The 21370-nt window shown below is 70.5% G+C and carries 17 protein-coding genes; 9 read left to right on the top strand and 8 right to left on the bottom strand.

Annotated elements, in window-relative coordinates; translation table 11 throughout:
* Positions 1 to 258 precede the first annotated feature (258 nt).
* Positions 259 to 750, top strand: coding sequence for an Rv3235 family protein (locus ABH927_RS21530; RefSeq protein WP_370024052.1), 492 nt, complete (start codon positions 259 to 261; stop codon positions 748 to 750).
* 86 nt (positions 751 to 836) lie between these two features.
* On the opposite strand, the gene secA is transcribed toward ABH927_RS21530, so the two are convergent.
* Entirely contained in the window at positions 837 to 3638 is a 2802-nt protein-coding gene (gene secA / locus ABH927_RS21525; protein WP_370024051.1) for a preprotein translocase subunit SecA, read from the bottom strand.
* A 231-nt stretch (positions 3639 to 3869) separates the two neighbouring features.
* Here secA and ABH927_RS21520 point away from each other — a divergent pair, with 231 nt between their 5' ends.
* Together ABH927_RS21520 and ABH927_RS21515 are read left to right on the top strand one after the other, a co-directional pair.
* Positions 3870 to 4148 (top strand): HGxxPAAW family protein, encoded by a 279-nt coding sequence (locus ABH927_RS21520; protein WP_261581396.1) that lies wholly within the window; start codon positions 3870 to 3872, stop codon positions 4146 to 4148.
* A gap of 67 nt (positions 4149 to 4215) precedes the next feature.
* The gene (locus ABH927_RS21515) at positions 4216 to 5565 is read left to right on the top strand and encodes a winged helix-turn-helix domain-containing protein (RefSeq protein WP_370024050.1); all 1350 of its coding nucleotides are present in this window, start codon (positions 4216 to 4218) and stop codon (positions 5563 to 5565) included.
* Here ABH927_RS21515 and ABH927_RS21510 read toward each other — a convergent pair.
* The 6 genes from ABH927_RS21510 to mtrA form a co-directional block, all read right to left on the bottom strand.
* Positions 5558 to 6262 carry a response regulator transcription factor gene (locus ABH927_RS21510; RefSeq protein ID WP_261581394.1) on the bottom strand — a complete coding sequence of 235 codons (705 nt, stop codon included), beginning with the start codon at positions 6260 to 6262 and terminating at the stop codon, positions 5558 to 5560. The genes ABH927_RS21515 and ABH927_RS21510 overlap by 8 nt on opposite strands.
* Before the next feature lie 317 nt (positions 6263 to 6579).
* Positions 6580 to 7251 carry a ribosome hibernation-promoting factor, HPF/YfiA family gene (hpf, locus tag ABH927_RS21505; protein WP_370024049.1) on the bottom strand — a complete coding sequence of 224 codons (672 nt, stop codon included), beginning with the start codon at positions 7249 to 7251 and terminating at the stop codon, positions 6580 to 6582.
* 536 nt (positions 7252 to 7787) lie between these two features.
* Positions 7788 to 8534 carry a ComF family protein gene (locus tag ABH927_RS21500; protein ID WP_370024048.1) on the bottom strand — a complete coding sequence of 249 codons (747 nt, stop codon included), beginning with the start codon at positions 8532 to 8534 and terminating at the stop codon, positions 7788 to 7790.
* Between the two features lie 146 nt (positions 8535 to 8680).
* A complete protein-coding gene (locus ABH927_RS21495; protein WP_370024047.1) occupies positions 8681 to 10402 on the bottom strand; it encodes an LpqB family beta-propeller domain-containing protein in 1722 nt (573 codons plus the stop codon).
* Between the two features lie 10 nt (positions 10403 to 10412).
* Complete coding sequence (gene mtrB / locus ABH927_RS21490; RefSeq protein ID WP_370024046.1) at positions 10413 to 12206, bottom strand: MtrAB system histidine kinase MtrB; 1794 nt, start codon at positions 12204 to 12206, stop codon at positions 10413 to 10415.
* Positions 12207 to 12222: 16 nt separating this feature from the next.
* On the bottom strand, positions 12223 to 12900 hold the full coding sequence (gene mtrA / locus ABH927_RS21485) for an MtrAB system response regulator MtrA (RefSeq protein ID WP_030509347.1): 678 nt from the start codon (positions 12898 to 12900) through the stop codon (positions 12223 to 12225).
* A gap of 329 nt (positions 12901 to 13229) precedes the next feature.
* Between mtrA and ABH927_RS21480 the strand changes: the two genes are divergently transcribed.
* The 5 genes from ABH927_RS21480 to ABH927_RS21460 are packed head-to-tail and all read left to right on the top strand — an operon-like array spanning position 13230 to position 19275.
* A complete protein-coding gene (locus ABH927_RS21480; RefSeq protein ID WP_370024045.1) occupies positions 13230 to 14876 on the top strand; it encodes a glycerophosphoryl diester phosphodiesterase membrane domain-containing protein in 1647 nt (548 codons plus the stop codon).
* On the top strand, positions 14873 to 15511 hold the full coding sequence (locus tag ABH927_RS21475; RefSeq protein ID WP_370024044.1) for a DUF4129 domain-containing protein: 639 nt from the start codon (positions 14873 to 14875) through the stop codon (positions 15509 to 15511). Before ABH927_RS21480 ends, ABH927_RS21475 begins: the two co-directional genes overlap by 4 nt.
* Positions 15508 to 16707 (top strand): DUF4350 domain-containing protein, encoded by a 1200-nt coding sequence (locus ABH927_RS21470; protein ID WP_370024043.1) that lies wholly within the window; start codon positions 15508 to 15510, stop codon positions 16705 to 16707. Before ABH927_RS21475 ends, ABH927_RS21470 begins: the two co-directional genes overlap by 4 nt.
* Complete coding sequence (locus ABH927_RS21465; protein ID WP_370024042.1) at positions 16704 to 17765, top strand: AAA family ATPase; 1062 nt, start codon at positions 16704 to 16706, stop codon at positions 17763 to 17765. The genes ABH927_RS21470 and ABH927_RS21465 overlap by 4 nt, the downstream gene beginning before the upstream one ends.
* Positions 17766 to 17793: 28 nt before the next feature.
* Positions 17794 to 19275 (top strand): DUF58 domain-containing protein, encoded by a 1482-nt coding sequence (locus ABH927_RS21460; protein ID WP_370024041.1) that lies wholly within the window; start codon positions 17794 to 17796, stop codon positions 19273 to 19275.
* Positions 19276 to 19309: 34 nt separating this feature from the next.
* Here the strand turns inward: ABH927_RS21460 and ABH927_RS21455 are convergent, their stop codons facing one another.
* Complete coding sequence (locus ABH927_RS21455; protein WP_370024040.1) at positions 19310 to 20302, bottom strand: stage II sporulation protein M; 993 nt, start codon at positions 20300 to 20302, stop codon at positions 19310 to 19312.
* Positions 20303 to 20343: 41 nt separating this feature from the next.
* On the opposite strand from ABH927_RS21455, the gene ABH927_RS21450 reads away from it, so the two are divergent.
* On the top strand, positions 20344 to 21282 hold the full coding sequence (locus ABH927_RS21450; protein WP_370024039.1) for an RDD family protein: 939 nt from the start codon (positions 20344 to 20346) through the stop codon (positions 21280 to 21282).
* Positions 21283 to 21370 lie beyond the last annotated feature (88 nt).

The following is a 21370-nucleotide window of genomic DNA, read 5'->3' as shown; positions in this document are numbered from 1 at the left end:
CTCACCTCATGAGCAGGGGCGTCCGATGATCCCGGGCGCCCCTGCCGTCTTCCCCGCAATTCCGGCTGCCGATTATCGCGGCGATTATGCGCCGGAAACGGTATCGACATCCCTTGGTCCGCGCCAACCGCACAGAATGTTCCCCCGCGAATTCGCTCATAACGGCCCGGTGATCGGCAAAGTTGGCGGCCGCTGTATCAGGCCGCGCGCCCGGAACCTCTATTAGTCGTCAGGTCCGACGACGACAACGGAGTCCCGATGCCCAAGCCGATCCCCCTGCCCCGGCTCGTGTCCGTCCCCTCCGCGGAGCCTCCGTACGACGATGAGCGGGAGGTCAGGGGCGCCACGCCCAGAACGTACGGCTCGCTCGCCCTGGCCCGGGATCCCGGCGAGAACGGCACGGCGGCCTCCAGGGGCTCGATCATCATCGCACCACCCGGGTCGCTGCCCGACGAGCGGCGGCTGCGCGGCCTGGGCCAGGCGGTGGCGGAGATCCTCTGCGGGCGCCGGCCACCGGAGACCGTCCAGGACCGGCTGTCCGAGCGGGCCTACCGGGAGCTGATCCGGGCCGGAAGGATGATCGAGACCCAGCGTCCGCCGCTGGTCGGCCTGCCGCACATCCAGCAGCCACGCGCCGGCGTGGTCGAGATGTGCCTGCTGATCCACTGCGGCACGCGCAGCCGCGTGCTCGCCCTGCGCCTCGAACGGTACGGCGTGCAGTGGCTGGTCACCGACTTCGAGACGGCATAGGCCGCATGTGAGAGAAACGGCGACCGGCCGCGTGCGGAGACGCGAAACCCCCGCCGGGACCTGCCCGGCGGGGGTTTCGTCGCTCACTACGCGCCGGCGTTCCTGGGGTCGCCGTGGCAGCGCTTGTACTTCTTGCCCGAGCCACACGGGCAGGGCGCGTTGCGCTCGACGTTGCCGTAGGCCGCTCGCTGCTCCGGAGTGGACCGGACCCGGCTGACCTCGACGTCGCCGCTCTCGCCCGGCGCGGTGTAGACCATCTCGGTCGGCCTGGCCGGCTGGCGCAGCGCCCGGGCGATGATCGAGCCGGTCTCCGCGACCGCCGCGTCGACTTCGGCGTTCTCCTCCACGATCGGGTTGGCCTGCACCTCGACCTCGAGGTTGAACAGGTAGCCGACCGACTCCTCCTTGATGCCGTCGAGCATCGCCGAGAACATCTCGAAGCCCTCGCGCTGGTACTCGATCAGCGGGTCCTTCTGGGCATAGGCGCGCATGCCGATGCCCTCCTGGAGGTAGTCCATCTCGTAGAGGTGCTCACGCCACTTGCGGTCGAGCACCGAGAGGATGACCCGGCGCTCCAGCTCGCGCATGGCCTCGGAGCCGAGCTCCTCCTCGCGCTGGTCGTAGGCGCGGAGCGCGTCCTCCTGGATCTTCTCGCCGAGGAGCTGGGCGGACAGGTCCTCCTTGTCCCCGCCGACCTCCTCGACGAGCTGGTCCACCGTCAGCGAGATCGGGTAGAGCTGGCCGAACGCCTTCCAGAGCTTGTCGAGGTCCCACTCCTCGGCGAAGCCCTCCGCCGTCGCCGCCTTGACGTAGTCGTCGATCACTTCGGTGACGAAACCGCGCACCTGCTCATGCAGGTCGGCGCCCTCCAGCACCCGGAGCCGCTCGCCGTAGATGACCTTGCGCTGCCGGTTCATGACCTCGTCGTACTTGAGGACGTTCTTCCGGATCTCGAAGTTCTGCTGCTCGACCTGGTGCTGGGCGGAGGCGATGGCCTTCGACACGATGCCGGACTCGATCGGCACGTCGTCCGGGATGTTGAGCCGCGTCATGATCGTCTCGACCCGGGCCGAGTTGAACAGCCGCATCAGGTCGTCCTCGAGGGACAGGTAGAAGCGGGACTCGCCGGGGTCGCCCTGACGGCCGGAACGGCCGCGAAGCTGGTTGTCGATGCGCCGGGACTCGTGCCGCTCGGTGCCCAGCACGTAGAGACCGCCGAGCTCGACGACCTCCTCGTGCTCGGCCTTGACGGCCTCCTTGGCCTTCTCCAGAGCCTCGGGCCAGGCCTTCTCGTACTCCTCCGGGGTCTCGGAGGGCGACAGGCCGCGCTGCTGAAGCTCCAGGTCGGCCCGGAACTCGGGGTTGCCGCCGAGCATGATGTCGGTGCCTCGGCCGGCCATGTTTGTGGCGACCGTGACGGCGTGCTTGCGGCCCGCCTCGGCGATGATCGCGGCCTCGCGCGCGTGGTTCTTCGCGTTCAGCACCTCGTGCGGCACGCCCTGGCGCTTCAGCATGCGGGAGAGCTTCTCGGACTTCTCCACGCTCGTGGTGCCGACCAGGACCGGCTGGCCCTTCTCGTAGCGGTCCTTGATGTCGTCGACGCACGCCTGGAACTTGGCGTCCTCGGTCTTGTAGACCACGTCAGCCACGTCCCTGCGGATCATCGGACGGTTGGTCGGGATCGGGACGACGCCGAGCTTGTAGGTCTGGTGGAACTCGTTCGCCTCGGTGGCGGCCGTACCGGTCATGCCGGCGAGCTTCTCGTAGAGGCGGAAGTAGTTCTGCAGGGTGATGGTGGCGAGGGTCTGGTTCTCGTCCTTGACCTTCACGCCTTCCTTGGCCTCGATGGCCTGGTGCATGCCCTCGTTGTAGCGGCGGCCGTGCAGCACACGCCCGGTGAACTCGTCGACGATCAGGACCTCGCCGTCGACGACGATGTAGTCCTTGTCCTTCTTGAACAGTTCCTTGGCCTTGAGGGCGTTGTTCAGGAACTGCACCAGGTGGGTGTGCTCCGGCTTGTAGAGGTTGTCGACGCCCAGCCAGTCCTCGACGCGCTCGACACCGGCCTCGAGGATGCCGACGGTGCGCTTCTTCTCGTCCACGACGTAGTCGCCGGTGCTCTCCTCGCCGTCCTTGCCCTCCACGCCGCGCCGGAGCCGGGGCACGATCTTGGCGAACTCGGCGTACCACTTGCCGGACTGCTCGCCGGGGCCGGAGATGATCAGCGGGGTGCGAGCCTCGTCGATGAGGATGGAGTCGACCTCGTCGACGACGGCGAAGTTGTGGCCGCGCTGGACGCACTCCTCCATGGACCAGGCCATGTTGTCGCGCAGGTAGTCGAAGCCGAACTCGTTGTTCGTGCCGTAGGTGATGTCCGCGCTGTACTGCTTGCGGCGCTCCTCGGGCGGCATGTTGGCCAGGATCACGCCGACCTCGAGACCGAGGAAGCGGTGGACGCGGCCCATCGTGTCGGCGTCGCGCTTGGCCAGGTAGTCGTTGACCGTGACGACGTGGACGCCCTTGCCCGAGATGGCGTTGAGGTAGGCGGGCAGCGTACAGGTGAGCGTCTTGCCCTCACCGGTGCGCATCTCCGAGATGTTGCCCATGTGGAGGTTGGCGCCGCCCATGATCTGCACGTCGAAGTGACGCTGCCCGAGGACCCGGCGGGCGGCCTCGCGAACGGTCGCGAACGCCTCCGGCATCAGGTCCTCGAGGGACTCCCCGTCGGCATGACGCTGCTTGTACTCGGCTGTGAGCGCGCGAAGCTCGGAGTCGGACAGGCTCTTGAAGTCCTCTTCGACGGAGTTGACCTGCTCGGCGATGCGCTTGAGCTTACGCAGAGTCTTGCCTTCGCCGGCGCGAAGGATCTTGTCGAGAATGGCTGCCACTTTTGTAAAGCTCCTCGCAGGTCTACCCCGGCGGATCCACCGGGGTGTGAGGACGAGACATACTTCCCCGTTGCCATCGTAGGCCGTTCCATCACCAGACACAGCCACCGGCAATCGGCCGGAGCGGCGCGTCACCGAGCGCGTGCTAATCGCCTTGCTTATAACGGGAAATGGCCGCTTGAGGTTCCCCCGATGTACCGACCACCGGGCCCATCAGGTAGAAAACGGGGTATGGCACAGAGCGCACACCAAGGCAGCCACGGGGGAAGCGCCAAATCCTGGCTGGCTGTCACCACCATCCTGATCGGCTTCGTCGTCGGAGGCGTGGCCCTGACGGCCGGCCCCAACTGGTTCGTCTTCTGGGTGGGCGCCGGGATCTGCGCCGTCGGCGGGATCCTCGCCCTCGCCTTCGACATCTTCTCGGACGTGATCGTGGACGCCCCACGCGAGATCCCCGCGATGGAGCACCACTCGCCGTTCGAGCACCACCACGTCCTCAGGCGGTCCTGAGCGCCGGGCGGCCCGCCGCACACCGTCGTAGGGATTTTGTCGGTCACGCCGTCTAGCATCTCTGGCTGTGACCGACCACCTGAGCGACCCGGCCGACCCGACCCACCTGACCGATCTCACCGCCGACGAGGCTCGCCGGATCGTGCTGCGGGCTCAGGGCTTCCTCGGGTCCGGCGCGCGGAGTGGCGGCGTGCCCGCGATGCTCCGGCGCGTGGGCGCCGTGCAGCTCGACACCATCTCCGTGCTCGCGCGCTCACACGAGCTGGTCGCCTACGCCAGGCTCGGGCCGGTCGGCAGGGCCACGGTGGAGCGGGCCTACTGGCACAACCCGCCCGCGGCCTTCGAGTACTGGTGCCACGCCGCCTGCGTCCTTCCCCTTGAGCACTGGCCCCTGTACGGCTTCCGCCGCCGGGTCTACCGGGACCGCAGGTTCCGCTGGCACGAGGTGCCGCCCACGGTCGACAAGGTCCTGGAGCACGTGCGGGCTGACGGCCCGCTCACCACGGCCGACATCGGCGGCAGCCGAGTTGACCGGCGCGCCTCCGGCGCCCGAGCTGACGAGCGCGCCTCCGGCACGACAGCGGCGGGCGAATGGTGGGACTGGTCCGACTCCAAGATCGCGATCGAGTTCCTGCTCGACATCGGCGAGGTCGTCTGCACCCGCAGGGTCGGCTGGCGGCGCGTCTACGACCTGGCCGAGCGGGTGGTCCCCCCGGAGCTTCTCGCCGATGACCTGTCCGACGCCGAGGGCGTGGCGGGCCTGACCCGGATCGCCGGGCGGTCCCTCGGCGTGGCGACCAGAGCCGACCTGGTCGACTTCACCCGCGTGACGGGCAAGCAGGCCGCGCTGCTCGACGACGCCCTCCTGAGCGGGGCCGCCGGGCTCGTGCCCGTCCACGTCTCCGGCTGGCCCTTACCGCGAGCGCGGCGAGGCGCGGCCGTCTCCGGAACGCCGAACGCCTGGGCCGACCCCGCGGCCCTGGAGACCGAGCCCCGCGGCCGCCACCGCACGACGCTGCTGTCGCCCTTCGACTCGCTCATCTGGGAGCGCGCCCGGGCAGAGCGGATCTTCGGCCTGAGCCACCGCCTGGAGGCGTACGTGCCGAAGGACAAGCGGATCCACGGCTACTTCGCGATGCCGGTGCTCGCCGGCGGCCGGATCATCGGCCGGGTCGATCCGGCTCGGGAGGGCACCACCCTGGTCGCCCGCCAGGTCGGTTTCGAGCCGGGCGGCAGCCGTACGAGCGCCGTCCAGGGCATGCGGGACGCGCTGTGGGAGGCCGCGAGCTGGGTCGGCTGCACGGACGTCCGCGTCGAGCGCGTGACCGCGCCCGACGGTGCGCCGGGCCTGGAGCCGGCGCTCCGCGCCGCCCTGGCCGGAGGGTCAGGCCCGCCGCTCTCCGGAGAACCTAGGTGATCTCCAGCAGGCGTTCCCGTACGGCGTAGACCACGGCCTCCATGCGGGAGTGCAACTGGAGCTTCTCCAGGATGTTGCGGACGTGGTTCTTCACCGTGTTCTCGGAGATGAACAGGTCCTTGGCGATCTCGCGGTTGTTCATCCCCTTGGCGACGAGACGGAGGACCTCCATCTCGCGCTCGGTCAGCCGCGGAACGGGCAGCTGCGGCGGCCGTTCGGCCTCCTTGCGGCTCATGTTCGCGAACTCGTTGATCAGCTTGGCCGCCATCGCGGGGTTGATGAGCGACTGGCCCTCGTGGACGCCGCGGACGGCGTCGGGGACCTCGTCGATCTGGACGTCCTTGAGCAGGTATCCCGTGGCACCGGCCTTGATCGCCTCGAAGAGGTCCTCCTCCTCGTCGCTGACCGTCAGCATGATGATCCGGGTGCTCGGGACCGACTCCTTGATGCTCCGGGTCGCCTCGATCCCGTCCTGCCTCGGCATCCGTACGTCCATCAGGACCACGTCCGGCAGGAGACGATCGGCGAGGCCGACCGCTTCCTGACCGTCGCTGGCCTCACCTACCACCTCGATGTCCGGCTCCGCGGCCAGTGCCAGCTCCAGGCTGCGGCGGATCAGCGCATGATCGTCAACGATCAGCACGCGGATCGGCTCGCAGCGACCAGATGCTCGGGCCGCTTCGTCGGGTCGGGTCACGGAACCTCCTTGCGGGGGCCAAGGACGCTGGATCGCCATCATTACACGGGTTCCGGGGTGGAAGAGGATCTTCGTCGCGGCGGAACGCGCGGACCCGTGGTTTACCCACGGGTCGCGCGCCGCGAGAAAGGCTGAGAACCGTCCGGCGAATGGTGCCCGTCACGGGCGCGGATCCGGATGAACGCGTCGCGAGGCGGAGGAAGAGGCCGGAGCGGAACCTCCGGCCGGCGGACGCGAAGGCGGCTTCCGCGAAGCGGGACGCTCTCCGGACCGCGCCCGGCAGGGCGTCATCAGCCGGACGCGAACCAGGACACGACCTAGCTCTCGACCAGTCTCAGGAGGCCGTAGTGGTAGCCGCGCCGCCGGTAGACGACGCAGGGCTGCCCGCCTTCCTTGTCGCGGAACAGGTAGAAGTCGTGGCCCACGAGCTCCATCTCGAGGAGGGCCTGATCAATCGTCATGGGGTCGGCCGGGTGGAACTTCTCGCGGACGACGAGCGGTCCGTCGCCGTCCATCTCGATGGGAACGATGGACGACTCCGCGTACTCGTTCCGCTCTTCGGTGATCTCGATCTCGATCGCGGGGACCGGCTCGGGCTCGGGCACCCACTGGGGCTCCATGGCCACCTGACTGTCACCGGTCACGGCGGTGAGCTCGGCCACCGACGGAGGGCAGTTCTTCCCGTGATGGATCTTGCGCCGGTCGCTGAGCCGCCGGAGGCGCTCCTCCAGCTTGCCGAGCGCGATGTCCAGTGCGGAGAACCGGTCGTCCGCCGACGCCTCCGCCCGGATCGCGGGCCCGCGCGAGTGGATGGTCAGCTCCACCCGTTCCCGCTGGCCGCTCAGCCGGTGGTTGGGTTCCTTGGAGACCTCCACATCCACTCGGATGAGCTTGTTGTCCAGTCGTTCGATTCTGGCCAGCTTGGTAGTCACATGATCACGGAATCGGTCACTCACTCCGGTGTGCCGTCCCTTGACGATGATGTCCACGCAAAGCCCCCCTTCGCATCTCGACTGTGGTGCACGGCGCTTGGAAGCACCCGTCCGGCCGACCTGGTCTTCGTCCCCACATCCGCCTGCTGAGGGGTTCGCAGCTCACTTGCCACTACTGCCCTTCTCCTCTGGCGGGGGACATCTGGACCCCCGGGAGGGCAGGACTTACCTCTAAGCCGCACCGTGATCGGTCGACCAAGAGTCGCCTTACGTGGGCCGTTTCGCCTGCGGCTGGCATCGGCTAGCCAGACCGATCCCCTGTCGGGGGACGGTCCGGCGCAACCACGGACCCGAACGGGTGCCATGTCTGAACGCTAGTCCTTGGCGGCCCGAATGTCAGCCAGGAGATCGACGAAACGATCACTTTGCGTGACGTTCGAGCGAGATTCCGGCGGCCCGGAAGAAGGCCCGCCGTTCCGAATTCCCCAGGGGCCGGGCGTTCTTGCTCCACTGAACAGGGCGTTCGCCGCGACGCCGGCACAGACATGTGTCCTGCCGGTCAGGTCGGGATTTGGGGCCATCTTTACTCTGCGTCATGGTCCGGAATTTGACCATTCCCGGCGTGTCGTGGCTTGTGCCGTCGTTTTCCTGGTCGCCGCTTTTCTCCGTGTAGCGGCCACGGTGACCGCGAAGGGCACCTCGGCGCCGGCGGCGCGCAGCACCCGGGCGGCCTCCGCCAGCGTGGCGCCCGTGGTGACGACGTCGTCGACCAGCACGAGGGTCGCTGGACGGCCCTGAGGGGGACGGCACAGCCCCGGACGGCCGCGGCTGACCTGGAAGGCGCCGGACAGGTTGGCGGCACGCTGAGTGGAGCTGAGCCCCGCCTGGTCGGCCACCCGCCTCGCCTGCCGGAGCGCCGGGAGAAGCGATACGGGCATGCCCCGCTCGCGCAGTTTCCCGGCGGCCGCCGCCGCGACCGCCCGGACGTGATCGTGGCCGCGCCTCCGTGAGGCGGCACGGGCGCTCGGCACGGGGACGAGCGCGACGGGACCTGACCTCCCCTCGAGGGCCGCGGCCGCCACACCGGCCAGGCAGCTGCCCAGGAGAGGCGCGAGAGCCGTACGGCCACGCTCCTTGTAGGCGAGGATCATGCGGCGGGCCGCGCCGTCGTAGCCGGTCGCCGACCAGCACTCCGGCAGGCCCGGAGGCGGCGGATCGGGCGGGCGGGGAGCCGGATCCCACATGAGCTCCGCCGTACAGGAGGAGCAGGCGACGAACCCCGGCTCGCCGCATCCGGCGCAGCTCGGCGGAAGGATCAGATCGAGAAGCGCCCCCAGCACGCGCCCACCATGCCAGCCCCCACCGACAAACAGCCTCCACCGAAGCGTCCCGGGGCGGAGCGCGCTCAAGCGACGGGAAGGAGCAACCGAGGACAGCGCTGGAGCGGCGCGGGCGGGAGCGCTCCGGCAGGGACGCTCCGGCAGAGTCAGCCGAGGGGGTAGACGGGCGTGGTTGCGCCGTCCTTCTCCAGCGCCGTCCAGGCCCTCTTCTCGACGCTGTAGGTCCGGACCTCGCCGTCGCCGTCGGCGAGGACGTGGTCGGGCGCGCCGACGATCGAGTCGATCTTGGTCTGCGGGTCGAGCCTGATGACCGTGTCGGAGGCCGCCATGCCCTCCATGACGGACCACTTGGCCAGCTGCTGGCCGCCCTTGCCCTTGGAGAGGACAAGCAGTTCAGCGGCGTTCTGCCAGGCGATGTCCACGATGTCCTGCCCGCTGTCGGGCCCGACGAGCGTCTGGACGTTGTCGATCCTCGCCTGCTGGCCGACCCTGACGACGGTGCCGATCTTCACCTCGGCGCCGAGGCCGCTGTCCGTCTTCATCGCGATCCGGGCGCCGTCGCGGGACACCCGCAGGGAGATGACGCGGCCCGTCGCGAGGTCCGCCGGGATGATGACGCGACGCGCCTGGCCGCCGGCCGCCTGCCACACCCGCGTCTCGTTGTCCGCCCGCTCGGCGGACCAGACGTAGCCGTAGCGGTCCCACGAGGGCGGCGTGAGGCTCTTGCCGGCGATCCAGCGCTGCCACTGGCTGCCGCCGGCCATGTCCGCGACGTACACGCCGTTGCCGTTGACCAGCGCCGCGACCCTGGCCGGGAACTCGCCCGACACCGCCGGGTAGGAGAACTTCGTGGACTGCTCGCCCGCCGCGCCGGCGACCAGGTCGCCTCCGCCGTTGTCCTTCACCCGGTGAAGCTTGCCGCCCTGCATGTAGTAGGCCTGCGGCTTGGCGGGCAGCACATTCGGGTCGAACTGGGAGTAGTCCGTCGGTTTGAACCGCAGCCCCGACCCTCGGAACGGCTCCCCGTTGACCCGGATCTCGATGGTCCTGCCCGTCACCAGATCCCGCAGGGTCCACGCGAGCTGCGCCTCCATCGCGTCGATCCGGTCGGAGGAGACGGACTCCACGGCGGGGGAGAAATCGACGACGACGGTGTCACCCTCGACGGTGATCTGGTTGAGCTCGGTGCTGCTCGGGAACGCGCTGCTGGCGGCGTCCCTGATCGACCTGGTCGGGCCGCCGAGCAGCCTCCGGACGCGGGTCTCCGGGACGCCCGAGCTGGGGTCGATCGGCACCCACACCCGATCGGCCACCAACCCGGTGGCACGGGTGGCCAGAGGGTAGTAGAGATCGATCTGCCGGTAGGCCCGCTTCAGATCGTCGGCCGAAAGCAGCCGCGCGTTGGGCGGCGAGAGGATCCGCCACCGGGTGTCGACCTTGATCAGCGTGAACGTCTGAACCACCTCGCCGGACGTGGGCGTGTAGCGGCCCTCCGGGTCGATGGTGGCGACCGCGTTGCCCTTCAGCGTCACGGTCGCGTCCCGGTCCTTGGGGTCCGGCGCCGCCTTCTCCGACACCTTGCCCTCGTAGATCCTCGTCTCCTCCCACGGGTTCCACTTCTGGGCCGAATCGGGGGTGAGGTACAGCCGGGCGATCTTGAGACTGGAGTCCTCGAAGCTCGCCATCGCGGACTGGAAGCCCCTGACGATGTCCGACGGCGAGGCGTCGCTTTTGGGCGGCTCTGCGATCATGCGGACGTACGGCTGGCTGAGCGTGTCCCTGCTGTTGTCCTCCTCGGCGGCCCGGGGGCTGCCGCTCGTGGGCACGATGGCGCACCCGCCGGAGACCAGGGCCAGGGCGACACCCACGACGACGGGCCTAGTCCACATTGAAGCCGCCCGGGTCCGTGCTTTCCTGCGACCTCATGCCGATGTCCGAGGCGGCGTTCTCCTGCAGTCTCACGCCGACTTCGGAGACCGCTATGGCCACCGGGAGCAGGGCCGGCGTGACGTGGGGCCGCCAGGTGCGGCGCATCTCGACCTCCGGCGGCACCAGCGGCAGCGGCGATCCCTTGAGGTCGGAGCCCGCGAGCCGGGGCAGTGACAGGCGGAACTGGGTGCCATCTCCGGGCGAGCCCCAGGCCTGCAGCCAGCCGCCGTGCAGGATGGCGTCCTCGCGCGAGATGGCCAGGCCGAGGCCGGTGCCGCCGATCGTCCGCGCCCGCGACGGGTCGGCCCGCCAGAAACGGTCGAAGACCAGGTTCTCCTCGCCGGGCTTCAGCCCGACCCCGTGATCCCGTACGGCTACCGCGACCGCGTCGCGGTCGGCCCCCAGCGTGACGACGATGTCGCGGCCCTCGCCGTGCTCGATGGCGTTGAACAGCAGGTTGCGCAGGATGCGCTCGACCCGGCGGCTGTCCACCTCGGCCATGCACGGCTCGCTGGGCAGGCGGAGCTCGAACCGGGTGGTCTGCCGTTCGGCCAGGGCCTCGGAGTCGCCGACCGCGCGCAGGACGACGTCGCGCATGTCGACGGACTCGACGTCCAGAGTCGCCGCCCCGGCGTCGTACCGGCTGATCTCCAGCAGGTCGGCGAGCATCGACTCGAACCGCTCAAGCTGGTTCTGCATGAGCTCGGCCGACCGGGCGGCGGCCGGGTCGAAGTCCTCCCGGCTCTCGTACAGCAGGTCCGCGGCCATCCGGACGGTCGTCAGCGGCGTGCGCAACTCGTGGGAGACGTCGGAGACGAACTGCCGCTGGACCTGCGACAGCTCCTCAAGCTGGTGGATCTTCACGGCCAGGTTGGACGCCATCTCGTTGAAAGACGTGGCGAGCCGGGCGAGGTCGTCCTCACCGCGGACTCTGAGCCGCTCCTCCAGCCGCCCGGCCGCCAGCCGTTCCGCGGCCTGCCGTGCCAGCCGTACGGGGGTGACCACCTGCCGGGTGACCAGGTACGCGATGGCGGCGAGCAGCAGCACCAGAGCGACGCCGACGCCGATCAGCATGCGCTGGACCGCGTAGAGCGTCCTCTCCTCCTCGCCCAGGGGGAAGAGGTGGTAGATCTCGTAGCTTCCGTTCACCCGGGCGCCGACGACGATCCCGTTCTCCGGCTGCCTTTTGCCCAGGTAATTGAGCTGCACGATCTGCCTGAAGAGCGTGCCCTCCTGGTCGCTGTTCTGCACCTTGGCGCGCAGGCTGTCGGGCACGCTCCTGTAGTCGATCTTCCCCGAGGCCCGGCCGGCGCCGACAGTCGCATCGTTGTAGATGACCACGTCGTAGCGGCCCCCGGCCCTGATGACCAGGGCGTTCGCGGCCTCCTCGATCGGATTTCCGTTCTGTCCGCCCGAGCCGCTGTCCTGCGACGCGTCGGTCACCTCGGCCGGCGGCGGGGCCAGATAGCCGCTCGCGGTCGCGATGTTGGCCCGCGACTCCTCAAGCGCGGCCAGCTCACTGCCCTTGAGCACCGACGTGATGATCGACTGCATCAGGAAGACGCCGAGCACCGCCACCACGGCCATCGACAGCACCAGCGTGCTGGTGACCACCCGGAGCTGGAGGGAACGCCGCCAGACTCGCCGCAGGCTCCCCGCGACACGCCGGGCGCGCCTGCGGACGCCGCGCGCGATCTGGCGCGGTGTCCTGCGGCGCGGCCTCGTCTTCGCGGGTGCGGGCATCGTCGAAGCGGGGAGGCTAGGCGGGACCGGCCTTGTAGCCCACGCCGCGGACCGTCACCACGATCTCCGGGTGCTCGGGGTCCTTCTCGATCTTGGCGCGGAGCCGCTGGACGTGCACGTTCACCAGGCGGGTGTCCGCCGCGTGCCGGTAGCCCCACACCTGCTCCAGGAGGACCTCGCGGGTGAACACCTGGCGCGGCTTGCGGGCCAGGGCGACGAGCAGGTCGAACTCCAGCGGTGTGAGGTTGATGGTCTCCTCGCCGCGCTTGACGCTGTGGCCGGCCACATCGATCGTGATGTCGCCGATCTGGAGGATCTCGGGGGTCGGCTCGTCGGTGCGGCGGAGCCGCGCGCGGACGCGGGCGACCAGTTCCTTGGGCTTGAACGGCTTGACGATGTAGTCGTCGGCGCCGGACTCCAGGCCGAGCACCACGTCGATCGTGTCGCTCTTGGCCGTCAGCATGACGATGGGGACTCCGGACTCGGCGCGGATGCGGCGGCACACGTCGATGCCGTCGGCGCCGGGGAGCATGAGGTCGAGAAGAACCAGATCCGGCCGGGTGTCCCGGAACGCGTCGAGCGCCTTGTCGCCATCGGACACGAAAGACGGCTCAAAACCCTCCCCGCGCAACACGATGCCGAGCATCTCGGCGAGAGCGGCGTCGTCGTCGACGACCAGCACGCGTCCTTTCATGGCCCCTCATTCGTTCTACGCGTTTGGGAGATTTGGGCGTTTATCACGGGTTCATCCGAAGGTTACTGGTCGCCACCACTTAGGTGATACACGACCATGACAAAGGATGCAGTTTAGGCGCGCTGGGGGGAACGCGCGATGTCCTGACCAGATACGGCCACTGGGCAGAGCATCCCATGGCGATGTCACGGTCCAAGTCTGCGCTCAGACGTAGCCTTACGGCCATCCCTCACGCCATCTGATCACGGCCTGATCACGACGTTCGCAGTCTTCGTGACCACTCGATCACTCCCGCTGCACCTGGCCGTACATCATGCCAGGATTGGGGCATGACGGACGGCTCCGAACCCACTCCCGACGTGCCTCCCGGCTGGGCGGCCGACCAGCCTCCTCCGTACGGCGGGGCCTCAGGGTCGTGGGCCTCCCCCGCCGGCCCCGGCGGCCCCGGCGGCCCCTACGCCCAACCGGGCCCCGGAGACCAGCCCGGAGACCAGCCCGGAGACCAGCCCGCCGGACAACAGCAGGGCGGACAGCAGGGCCACCAGCAGGGGCGGCAACCGCCCGGCCAGCCGTATGGGCAGGGTCATGGCCAGGACCCCGGGCAGGCTTACGGCCAGGGTTATGGGCAGACCTATGGGCAGGGCTACGGGCAGCAGCAGTACGGCGGCCAGCCGGGCTATGGGACGGCTTACGGCCAGCAGCAGTACGGCGGTCAGCCTGGCTACGGCCAACCGGGGTACGGCCAGCCGGGGTACGGCCAGCCGGGCTACGGGGCCTACCCGTCCGGCCCGTACGCTCCGTACGGCTACCGGCCGCCGCAGGCGCCCCGGCCGGGCATCATCCCGCTGCGGCCGCTCGCCCTCGGCGACATCCTCGACGGCACGATCAAGCTGATCCGTTCGAACCCCAAGGCCACCCTCGGCCTCTCGGCGATCGTCGCGGCGATCACCACGCTTCCGGTCGCGATCGGGCAGGCGATCTACTTCCGGTCGGCCAACAGCTTGATCACCAATCCGGAGGCCGCCACGAGCGCGGGCTACCCCCTCGACGGCCTCATCGCCCAGAACCTCGGCACGCTCATCTCCCTGGTCATGACCTTCGTGGCCACGACCATCCTCACCGGCATCCTGACGCGGGTGCTCGGCCGGGCCGTCTTCGGCGGGCGGATCACGGTGGGCGAGGCCTGGCGGCTGGCGAGGTCACGGGTCCCCGCCCTGCTCGGGCTGGTCCTGCTGCAGGGGCTCATCATGCTGCTCCCACTGCTGGTCCTGATCGCGGTGGTGGTCGCTATCGGGGTGTCCGGCGGCTTCGACAGGCTCGGCGACGGAAGCGGAGTGGGGGCCGTCGTGGGCCTCGCTCTGCTGTTCATCGCCGCCTACATCCCTTACGTGCTGTTCTTCAACACCAAGCTCGCCCTGTCGGCCCCGGCCATCGTGCTCGAACGGCGTGGTGTCACCGACGCCATGCGCCGCTCGTGGGGGCTGGTGAAGGGCGACTCGTGGCGGGTGTTCGGCATCCTGCTGCTCACCGGCCTGCTCGCCGGGATCATCGGCGCCGTGCTGTCCGTGCCGTTCTCGATCGGCGGTGCGCTCCTCGGCGTCCTCGGTCCGGGCTCGGCCGGGTCGGTGGTCGGCGCCGCCCTCCTGCTGGCCATCGGCAGCGTGCTCAGCGCGATGATCACCTATCCGATCCAGGCGGGTGTGAACGGGCTTCTCTACGCCGACCGCCGGATGCGGGCCGAGGCGTTCGATCTGGTCCTCCAGACGGCTGCCGTGCGGAACCAGGAGCAGGGCTGGGTCCACGCGAGCGTCGACGATCTCTGGCATCCGTCCTACGCCGCCGGCTCAGCCGGCTACGGCGCCACCCCGGGCGGGTCGGCCTACCAGGGTCAAGGGCCGTACGGGAATTCCGGCCAGTACGGTAACCCGGGGCCGTACGGGAACCCGCCGACCCCTCCGGACGGACCGCAGCCGTGACGCTCGTCCTGTGGTTGCTCGATCCTCCCGTCGACATCGGACGTGACGAGGCTCAGCGGGAGGTCTCCGGCGAGCTCCTGAAGCCGGGCTACCAACAGGAGTCGTTGATCGACCGGCTGTGGCGGGGGTTCACGCAGCTCCTCGGCGACCTGATGGACGCCGGATCAGGCGTGACGGGCGGCGTCGTGTCGCTCATCGTCATCGTCGTGATCCTGGCCGTCCTGGCGGCGCTGCTGCTGTGGGCCCTGCGCCGGATGTCGCGCGGCCGCAGAGCCGGCGAGGCCGTCGTCTTCGACGGGCGGGAGCGGACCGCCGCCGAGCATCGGGCGGAGGCCGGACGGCTGGCCGCCGAGGGCGACTGGACCCGGGCCATCCAGGAACGGCTCCGCGCGATCGCCCGTGATCTGGAGGAGCGGGCCATCGTCAGCCCGCTGCCCGGCCGCACCGCCCTTGAGCTGGCGGAGGCGGCGGGCCGGGCGCTGCCCTCCCATGCCGCCGGCCTCCTGTCGGCCGCCCGGATCTTCGACGATGTGACGTACGGCGAGGCTCCCGGAACCCGCGAGGCGTACATGACGCTGACCGGCCTGGATGAGCGCCTCCAGGCCGCCCGCGTCGCGCTGGAGACGCCCGCGTGATCACCCAGACGACCCCGGTGAGCCAGACCCCGGCCCCGGCCGAGCGGTCGGTCCCCACATCGCCCTCGGCGGGCGGCCTCTGGCGGCGGCTGCGCGGGATCCTCCTGGTGGGGCTGCTCGTGGTGGCCGCCGCGCTCGTCCCGGTGCTGGTGTCCTCACCGGGCACCGAAGGGCACGAGGCCGACCCCGCCGACGCCACTCTGTACGGGAGCAAGGCGCTCGCCGAAGCGCTCGGGGACCACCGAATCACGGTCGAGCGGGTGGACAGCGTCTCGGACGCTCTGGCCCGCAGCGGCACGGACAGCCAGCTCCTCATCACCTATGCGAGCCTCCTCAGCCGCCACGAGGCCACCCGGCTCGCCGCCGCGCCGGGCGACCGGCTGCTCGTGGGCGCCGTGCCGTACCTCGACGTCCTGGCGAGCGGGGTCACGCCCAAGGACCGCGGCGCGCGCGTCCGGTCGCGCGAACCTGACTGCGCGCTGCGGGAGGCAACCCGGGCGGGCAGCGCCTTCATGGGCGGCATGGCGTACACGGCGCCGGCCGGAGCCACCGGCTGCTACCCGGCCGGGGGCAAGCCGACCCTGGTCCGATACGTCACGAACGGCCACACGGTGACGGTTGTGGGCGACGGTTCCTTCATGAGCAACCTGCGGCTGGCCGAGGACGGCAACGCCGCGCTCGCGATGAACCTGGCCGGGACGAAGCCGCGGCTGATCTGGCTCGTCCCTCCCGCGGAGCCCGAGCCCGGCGTGAACACCGGCTCCGGGGACGAGAGCCTCGGCTCTCTCATCCCTCCGGGGGTGGACTGGGCCGTTGTCCAGCTCATCGTCGCCGTGGGCGTGGTCGCCTTGTGGCGGGGACGCAGGCTCGGCCCCGTCGTCGCCGAGCGCCTGCCGGTGGTCGTGCGTGCCGCGGAGACCGTGGAAGGGCGCGGCCGCCTCTACCGGGCACGAAGGGCACGCGACCGGGCGGCTCTCGCGCTCCGCGCGGCCGCCGTCGACCGCGTCACGCCACGCCTCGGGCTGTCCCGCACCGCCTCCCCCGACGAGATCGTCGCGGCGACAGCCGTACGGACCGGGGAGGAGATGGAGCACGTGCGGTTCGCGCTGTACGGCACGGCCCCGGCCGACGACGCCGCTCTCGTGGCCCTGGCCGGATACTTGGACGCAATCGAAAGGCAGGTAAGCGACTCGTGACCACACCTGGACCGGGGGCACCGGGACACACGGCACCCGGACACACGGCTCCGGGACACACGGCTCCGGGACACGCGGACCCCAGCCACGCGGGGGCGGAACATGCGACGGCGGCCGACGCCGCGCGGGAGGCGCTCGGCACGCTCCGGGCAGAGGTCGGCAAGGCCGTGGTCGGGCAGGACGCCGTCGTCACCGGCCTGGTCATCGCGCTGCTGTGCCGGGGGCACGTGCTGCTCGAAGGCGTTCCCGGCGTGGCCAAGACGCTGCTGGTCCGGACCCTCGCGGCCACGCTGTCGCTCGACTTCAAGCGGGTGCAGTTCACCCCCGACCTGATGCCGGGCGACGTGACGGGCTCGCTCGTCTACGACGCCAGGACGGCCGAGTTCGAGTTCCGCGAGGGGCCGGTCTTCACGAACCTGCTGCTCGCCGACGAGATCAACCGGACCCCGCCGAAGACCCAGGCCGCCCTGCTCGAAGCGATGGAGGAGCGCCAGGTCAGCGTCGAAGGGACCGCCCGCAAGCTGCCCGACCCGTTCATCGTGGCGGCGACCCAGAACCCCATCGAGTACGAGGGCACCTACCAGCTCCCGGAGGCGCAGCTCGACCGGTTCCTGCTCAAGCTGACCGTTCCGCTGCCGCCCCGGGACCAGGAGATCGCCGTGCTCGAACGGCACGCGCTCGGATTCGACCCGCGCGACCTGTCGCACATCAAGGCGGTGGCGTCCGCGGCGGACCTGGAAGCGGGGCGGGAGGCCGTCAAGCGCGTGCACGTGGGGCCGGAGGTGCTCGGGTACGTCGTCGACCTCGCCCGCGCCACCCGGCAGTCGCCGTCGCTGCAGCTCGGCGTGTCACCGCGAGGGGCCACCGCGCTCCTGGCGGCGGCCCGCGCGTGGGGCTGGCTGTCCGGCCGGACGTACGTCACCCCGGACGACGTCAAGGCGCTGGCCCGGCCGGCGTTGCGGCACCGGGTGCAGCTGCGTCCCGAGGCCGAGCTGGAAGGCGCCACCCCCGACGGCATCCTGGACGGCATCCTCGCCTCCGTCCCCGTCCCACGATGATGTCCGTACAAGCCGGGAGGGCCGCGCTGTGGCACTGACGGCACGCGCGGGGCTTCTCGCCGCCCTCGGCGCCGTCGCGGTGCTGGTGGCGCCACGACCGGCGATGGCGGTGCTCGGCATCGCGCTCCTGCTGGCCGCGCTGATCGTGATCGACCTGCTGTTCGCGGGCAGCGTCCGGGCGCTGCGCTTCCGGCGTGACGGCGAGCGGCTGGTACGGCTCGGGCAGTCGGTGACGGTCGGCCTGATCGTCGACAATCCCGGCCGTCGCGGGGTTCGCGGCGTGCTGCGGGACGCCTGGCCGCCTTCGGCCGGAGCGACGCCCCGCCATCTCAAGGTCAACGTGCCGCGCGGCGAGCGGCGGCGCCTGGTCACGACGTTGACGCCGACCAGGAGGGGCGACCGGGAGGCGGTGACTGTGACGGTCCGCTCACTGGGCCCGCTGGGCCTGGCGGCGAGGCAGGGAACGCATCACGTGCCGTGGTCGGTGCGAGTGGTGCCGCCCTTCCTCAGCCGGAAGCATCTGCCCGCCAAGCTCTCCAAGCTGCGAGAGCTGGACGGTCAGCACCCGGCGCTCGTGCGCGGCCAGGGCACCGAGTTCGACTCTCTGCGGGAATACGTCATCGGCGACGACGTCCGGTCCATCGACTGGCGGGCCAGCGCCCGGCGCAGCGACGTCGTCGTCCGCACCTGGCGGCCGGAACGCGACCGGCGGGTGCTCATCGTGCTCGACACAGGCCGCACGTCCGCCGGCCGCGTCGGCACACCTCCCCTTTTCGGCGTGCCGGCCATCCTCGGCGCGCCATCCACGTCGACCGAGGCCTCAGCCGCGGGCGCCGGTACGGCCGGTACGGCGGGCACGGGGGGTGCGGCCGCTACCGCCGGTACGGCCGGCCCGGCGGGCCCGGCGGGCCCGGCGGGTGCGGCGGGTGCGGCGGGTGCGAGGCCGGGGTGGCCGCGGCTGGACTGGTCGATGGACGCCGCGCTGCTGCTCGCCGCCCTCGCGGCACGCGCCGGTGACCGGGTGGACTTCCTCGCCTACGACCGAGCCGTCCGCGCCTGGCTCTCCGGCGCCGCCCGGACCGAGCTGCTCTCCTCACTGGTCAACGTCATGGCCCCGATCGAGGCCGAGCTGGTCGAAGCGGACTCCCCCGGCATGGTCGCGGCCGTGCTGGCCAGAGCCAAGCGGCGTTGCCTCGTCGTGCTGCTGACCGATCTGAACTCTGCCGCGATGGAGGAAGGACTGCTCCCGGTGCTCCCGCAACTGTCATCGCGTCACCTGGTGCTGGTGGCCGCCGTCGCGGATCCGCGGGTGGCCGCCATGGCGTCGGGCAGGGGTACGGCGGAGCTCGTCTACGACGCGGCGGCGGCCGAGCAGTTGCGCGGCGAGCGCCGGAGGGTCACCTCGCTGCTGCGCCGTCACGGCGTCGAGGTGGTCGACGCGCTCCCGGAGGACATCGCCCCCGCCCTGGCCGACGCCTATCTGGCTCTCAAGGCCGCGGGCCGCCTCTGATTCCGTACGTTCTGAATAGCTTTCTGTGCCGCGGTCACGCCGTGGGGGCGAGGTCGGGGGCGTGCTCGATGTCCCCTGTCTCACCGGTCCTCATGGCCCGGCGGCCGAACACGATGACATAGGCCAGGAAGAGCGCCTCGGCCAGCGCGCCGATCCCGATGCGCGCCCACGTGGGCAGGCCCGAAGGCGTCACTCCGGCCTCGATCAGGCCCGATATCAGCAGCACGACGACGAGTCCGAGGGCGACGCTCATCACCGCCCTCCCCTGCTCGGCAAGCGCCTCACCGCGCCGCCGAGGACCGGGATCGATGACCGTCCAGCCCAGCCGCATGCCCACGCCCGCCGCGAGGAACACCGCGGTCAGCTCCAGCAGGCCGTGCGGGAGGATCAGCCCCCAGAAGACGTCGGCCTTCCCGTGTGCGGCCATCAGCCCGCCGAGGACGCCGCCGTTCGCGGCGTTCTGCCAGAGGATGTACGGAATCGGCAGCCCCAACAGGATGGCGGAGACGATGACCTGCATCGACACCCACGCGTTGTTGATCCACACCTGTCCGGCGAACGACGCCGCCGGGTTCTCGGAGTAGTAGTCCGCGAAGTCATGGTCGACGAGTTGCCTGATCTCGTCCGGGGTGCCGATGGCCGCCTGGACGTCGGGGTTCCTGGCCACCCACACACCCATGACGTAGGCCACCGCCAGCGAGGCCAGCGCCGCCCCGAGCCACCACCTCCGAGCGCGGTAGGCCACCACGGGAAACGAGACGGCGAAGAACCGCACGACCTCCCGCCATGCGGGGCTGTGCGCCCCCGTGACCGCCGACCGCGCCCGCGCCACCAGGGCCGACAGGCGGCCGACGAGGATGGCGTCGGTCGAGCCGGAACGCACGATGGACAGGTGCGTCGCGGCCCGCTGGTACAGCTCGACCAGCTCGTCGACCTCCGCGCCGTTCAGCGAGCGGCGCCGCCGTACCAGATCTTCAAGCCGGTCCCACATCGGCTTGCTGGCGGTGACGAACGCATCGATGTCCACAGATCAGACCCTATCGACGGCGGCACAGTAGGGTGCGGAGTGTGTCGGAAGTCGTGACGGGTGAGGCCGTCGTCGTCGAGGTCCGGGTGGCTCAGCTGCCCAGCCGTGCCGTGGCCTACATCATCGACTGGGTCCTGCAATGGGCCGTCCTCATCGTGGCGTACATACTGCTCTCCAACGCCTCCATCGTGACCGACACGGCGCTCGCCAGAGGGCTGGTGATCCTGTTCACCGTGCTCGTGATCGTCGGCTATCCGGTGATCTTCGAGACCGTGAGCAGAGGCCGCAGCCTGGGCAAGCTGGCGCTCGGCCTCCGGGTGGTGGGCGACGACGGCGGCCCCGAGCGCTTCCGGCAGGCGCTGTTCCGCGGGCTGGCGGGCTTCGTGGAGTTCTGGATCTTCTTCGGCGCCCCGGCGCTCATCACGTCGCTGGTGAACGAGAAGGGCAAGCGGCTCGGCGACATCTTCGCCGGCACCATGGTCATCGGGGAGCGGGCGCCGCGTCAGGCTCCCCCGCCCGCCATGCCGCCGCAGCTCGCCGCCTGGGCCTCCTCGCTGGAGCTCTCCCAGCTCTCCGACGATCTGGCGAACACCGCCCGGCAGTACCTCTCCCGCTGGCATCAGCTCGCCCCCGTCACGCGGCACGAGATGGGCGTCCGGATCGCGGAACAGGTCAGCGCGCGCGTCGCCCCGCCGCCCCCGCCCGGCGTGCCGCCGCACGCCTACCTCGCCGCCGTCCTGGCCGAGCGCCGCCGCCGCGAGGAGATCAGGCTCGCCCAGGCCCGCCGCCCCGCCATGCCGTACGGCACAGCACCCCAGAACTACGGCGCGGCACCCGCGTACGGCACAGCACCCGCGAACGGCGGAGCGCCCCAGCATGGCGGAGCGCCCCAGTGGCAGCCGCGACCCGCGCCGGAAGCGCGGCCGGCCGGCTCGGAACCGGCCGGTCCGACACCCGGAGGATTTCTTCCACCCGTATGAGGTGTAGACCCCGATATGCGGGGCACGGGAGACGACTGCAGGACATGGGGCATGCCTGCAGTGGGGTTAAGGCGGGCACGATCGGTCG

The organism is Planotetraspora sp. GP83, from assembly GCF_041262585.1.
Lineage (GTDB): Bacteria > Actinomycetota > Actinomycetes > Streptosporangiales > Streptosporangiaceae > JAOEGB01.
Note: the sequence above shows the minus strand (reverse complement) of the source record. Positions and strands in the feature narration are given on the sequence as shown.

What these genes read in the sequence shown, in the direction of transcription:
- ABH927_RS21530 (WP_370024052.1), top strand. Translation starts at nt 259, where the DNA reads ATGCCCAAGCCGATCCCCCTGCCCCGGCTCGTGTCCGTCCCCTCCGCG.
- ABH927_RS21520 (WP_261581396.1), top strand. Translation starts at nt 3,870, where the DNA reads ATGGCACAGAGCGCACACCAAGGCAGCCACGGGGGAAGCGCCAAATCC.
- mtrB (WP_370024046.1), bottom strand. Translation starts at nt 12,206, where the DNA reads ATGCCCGCACCCGCGAAGACGAGGCCGCGCCGCAGGACACCGCGCCAG.
- mtrA (WP_030509347.1), bottom strand. Translation starts at nt 12,900, where the DNA reads ATGAAAGGACGCGTGCTGGTCGTCGACGACGACGCCGCTCTCGCCGAG.
- ABH927_RS21480 (WP_370024045.1), top strand. Translation starts at nt 13,230, where the DNA reads ATGACGGACGGCTCCGAACCCACTCCCGACGTGCCTCCCGGCTGGGCG.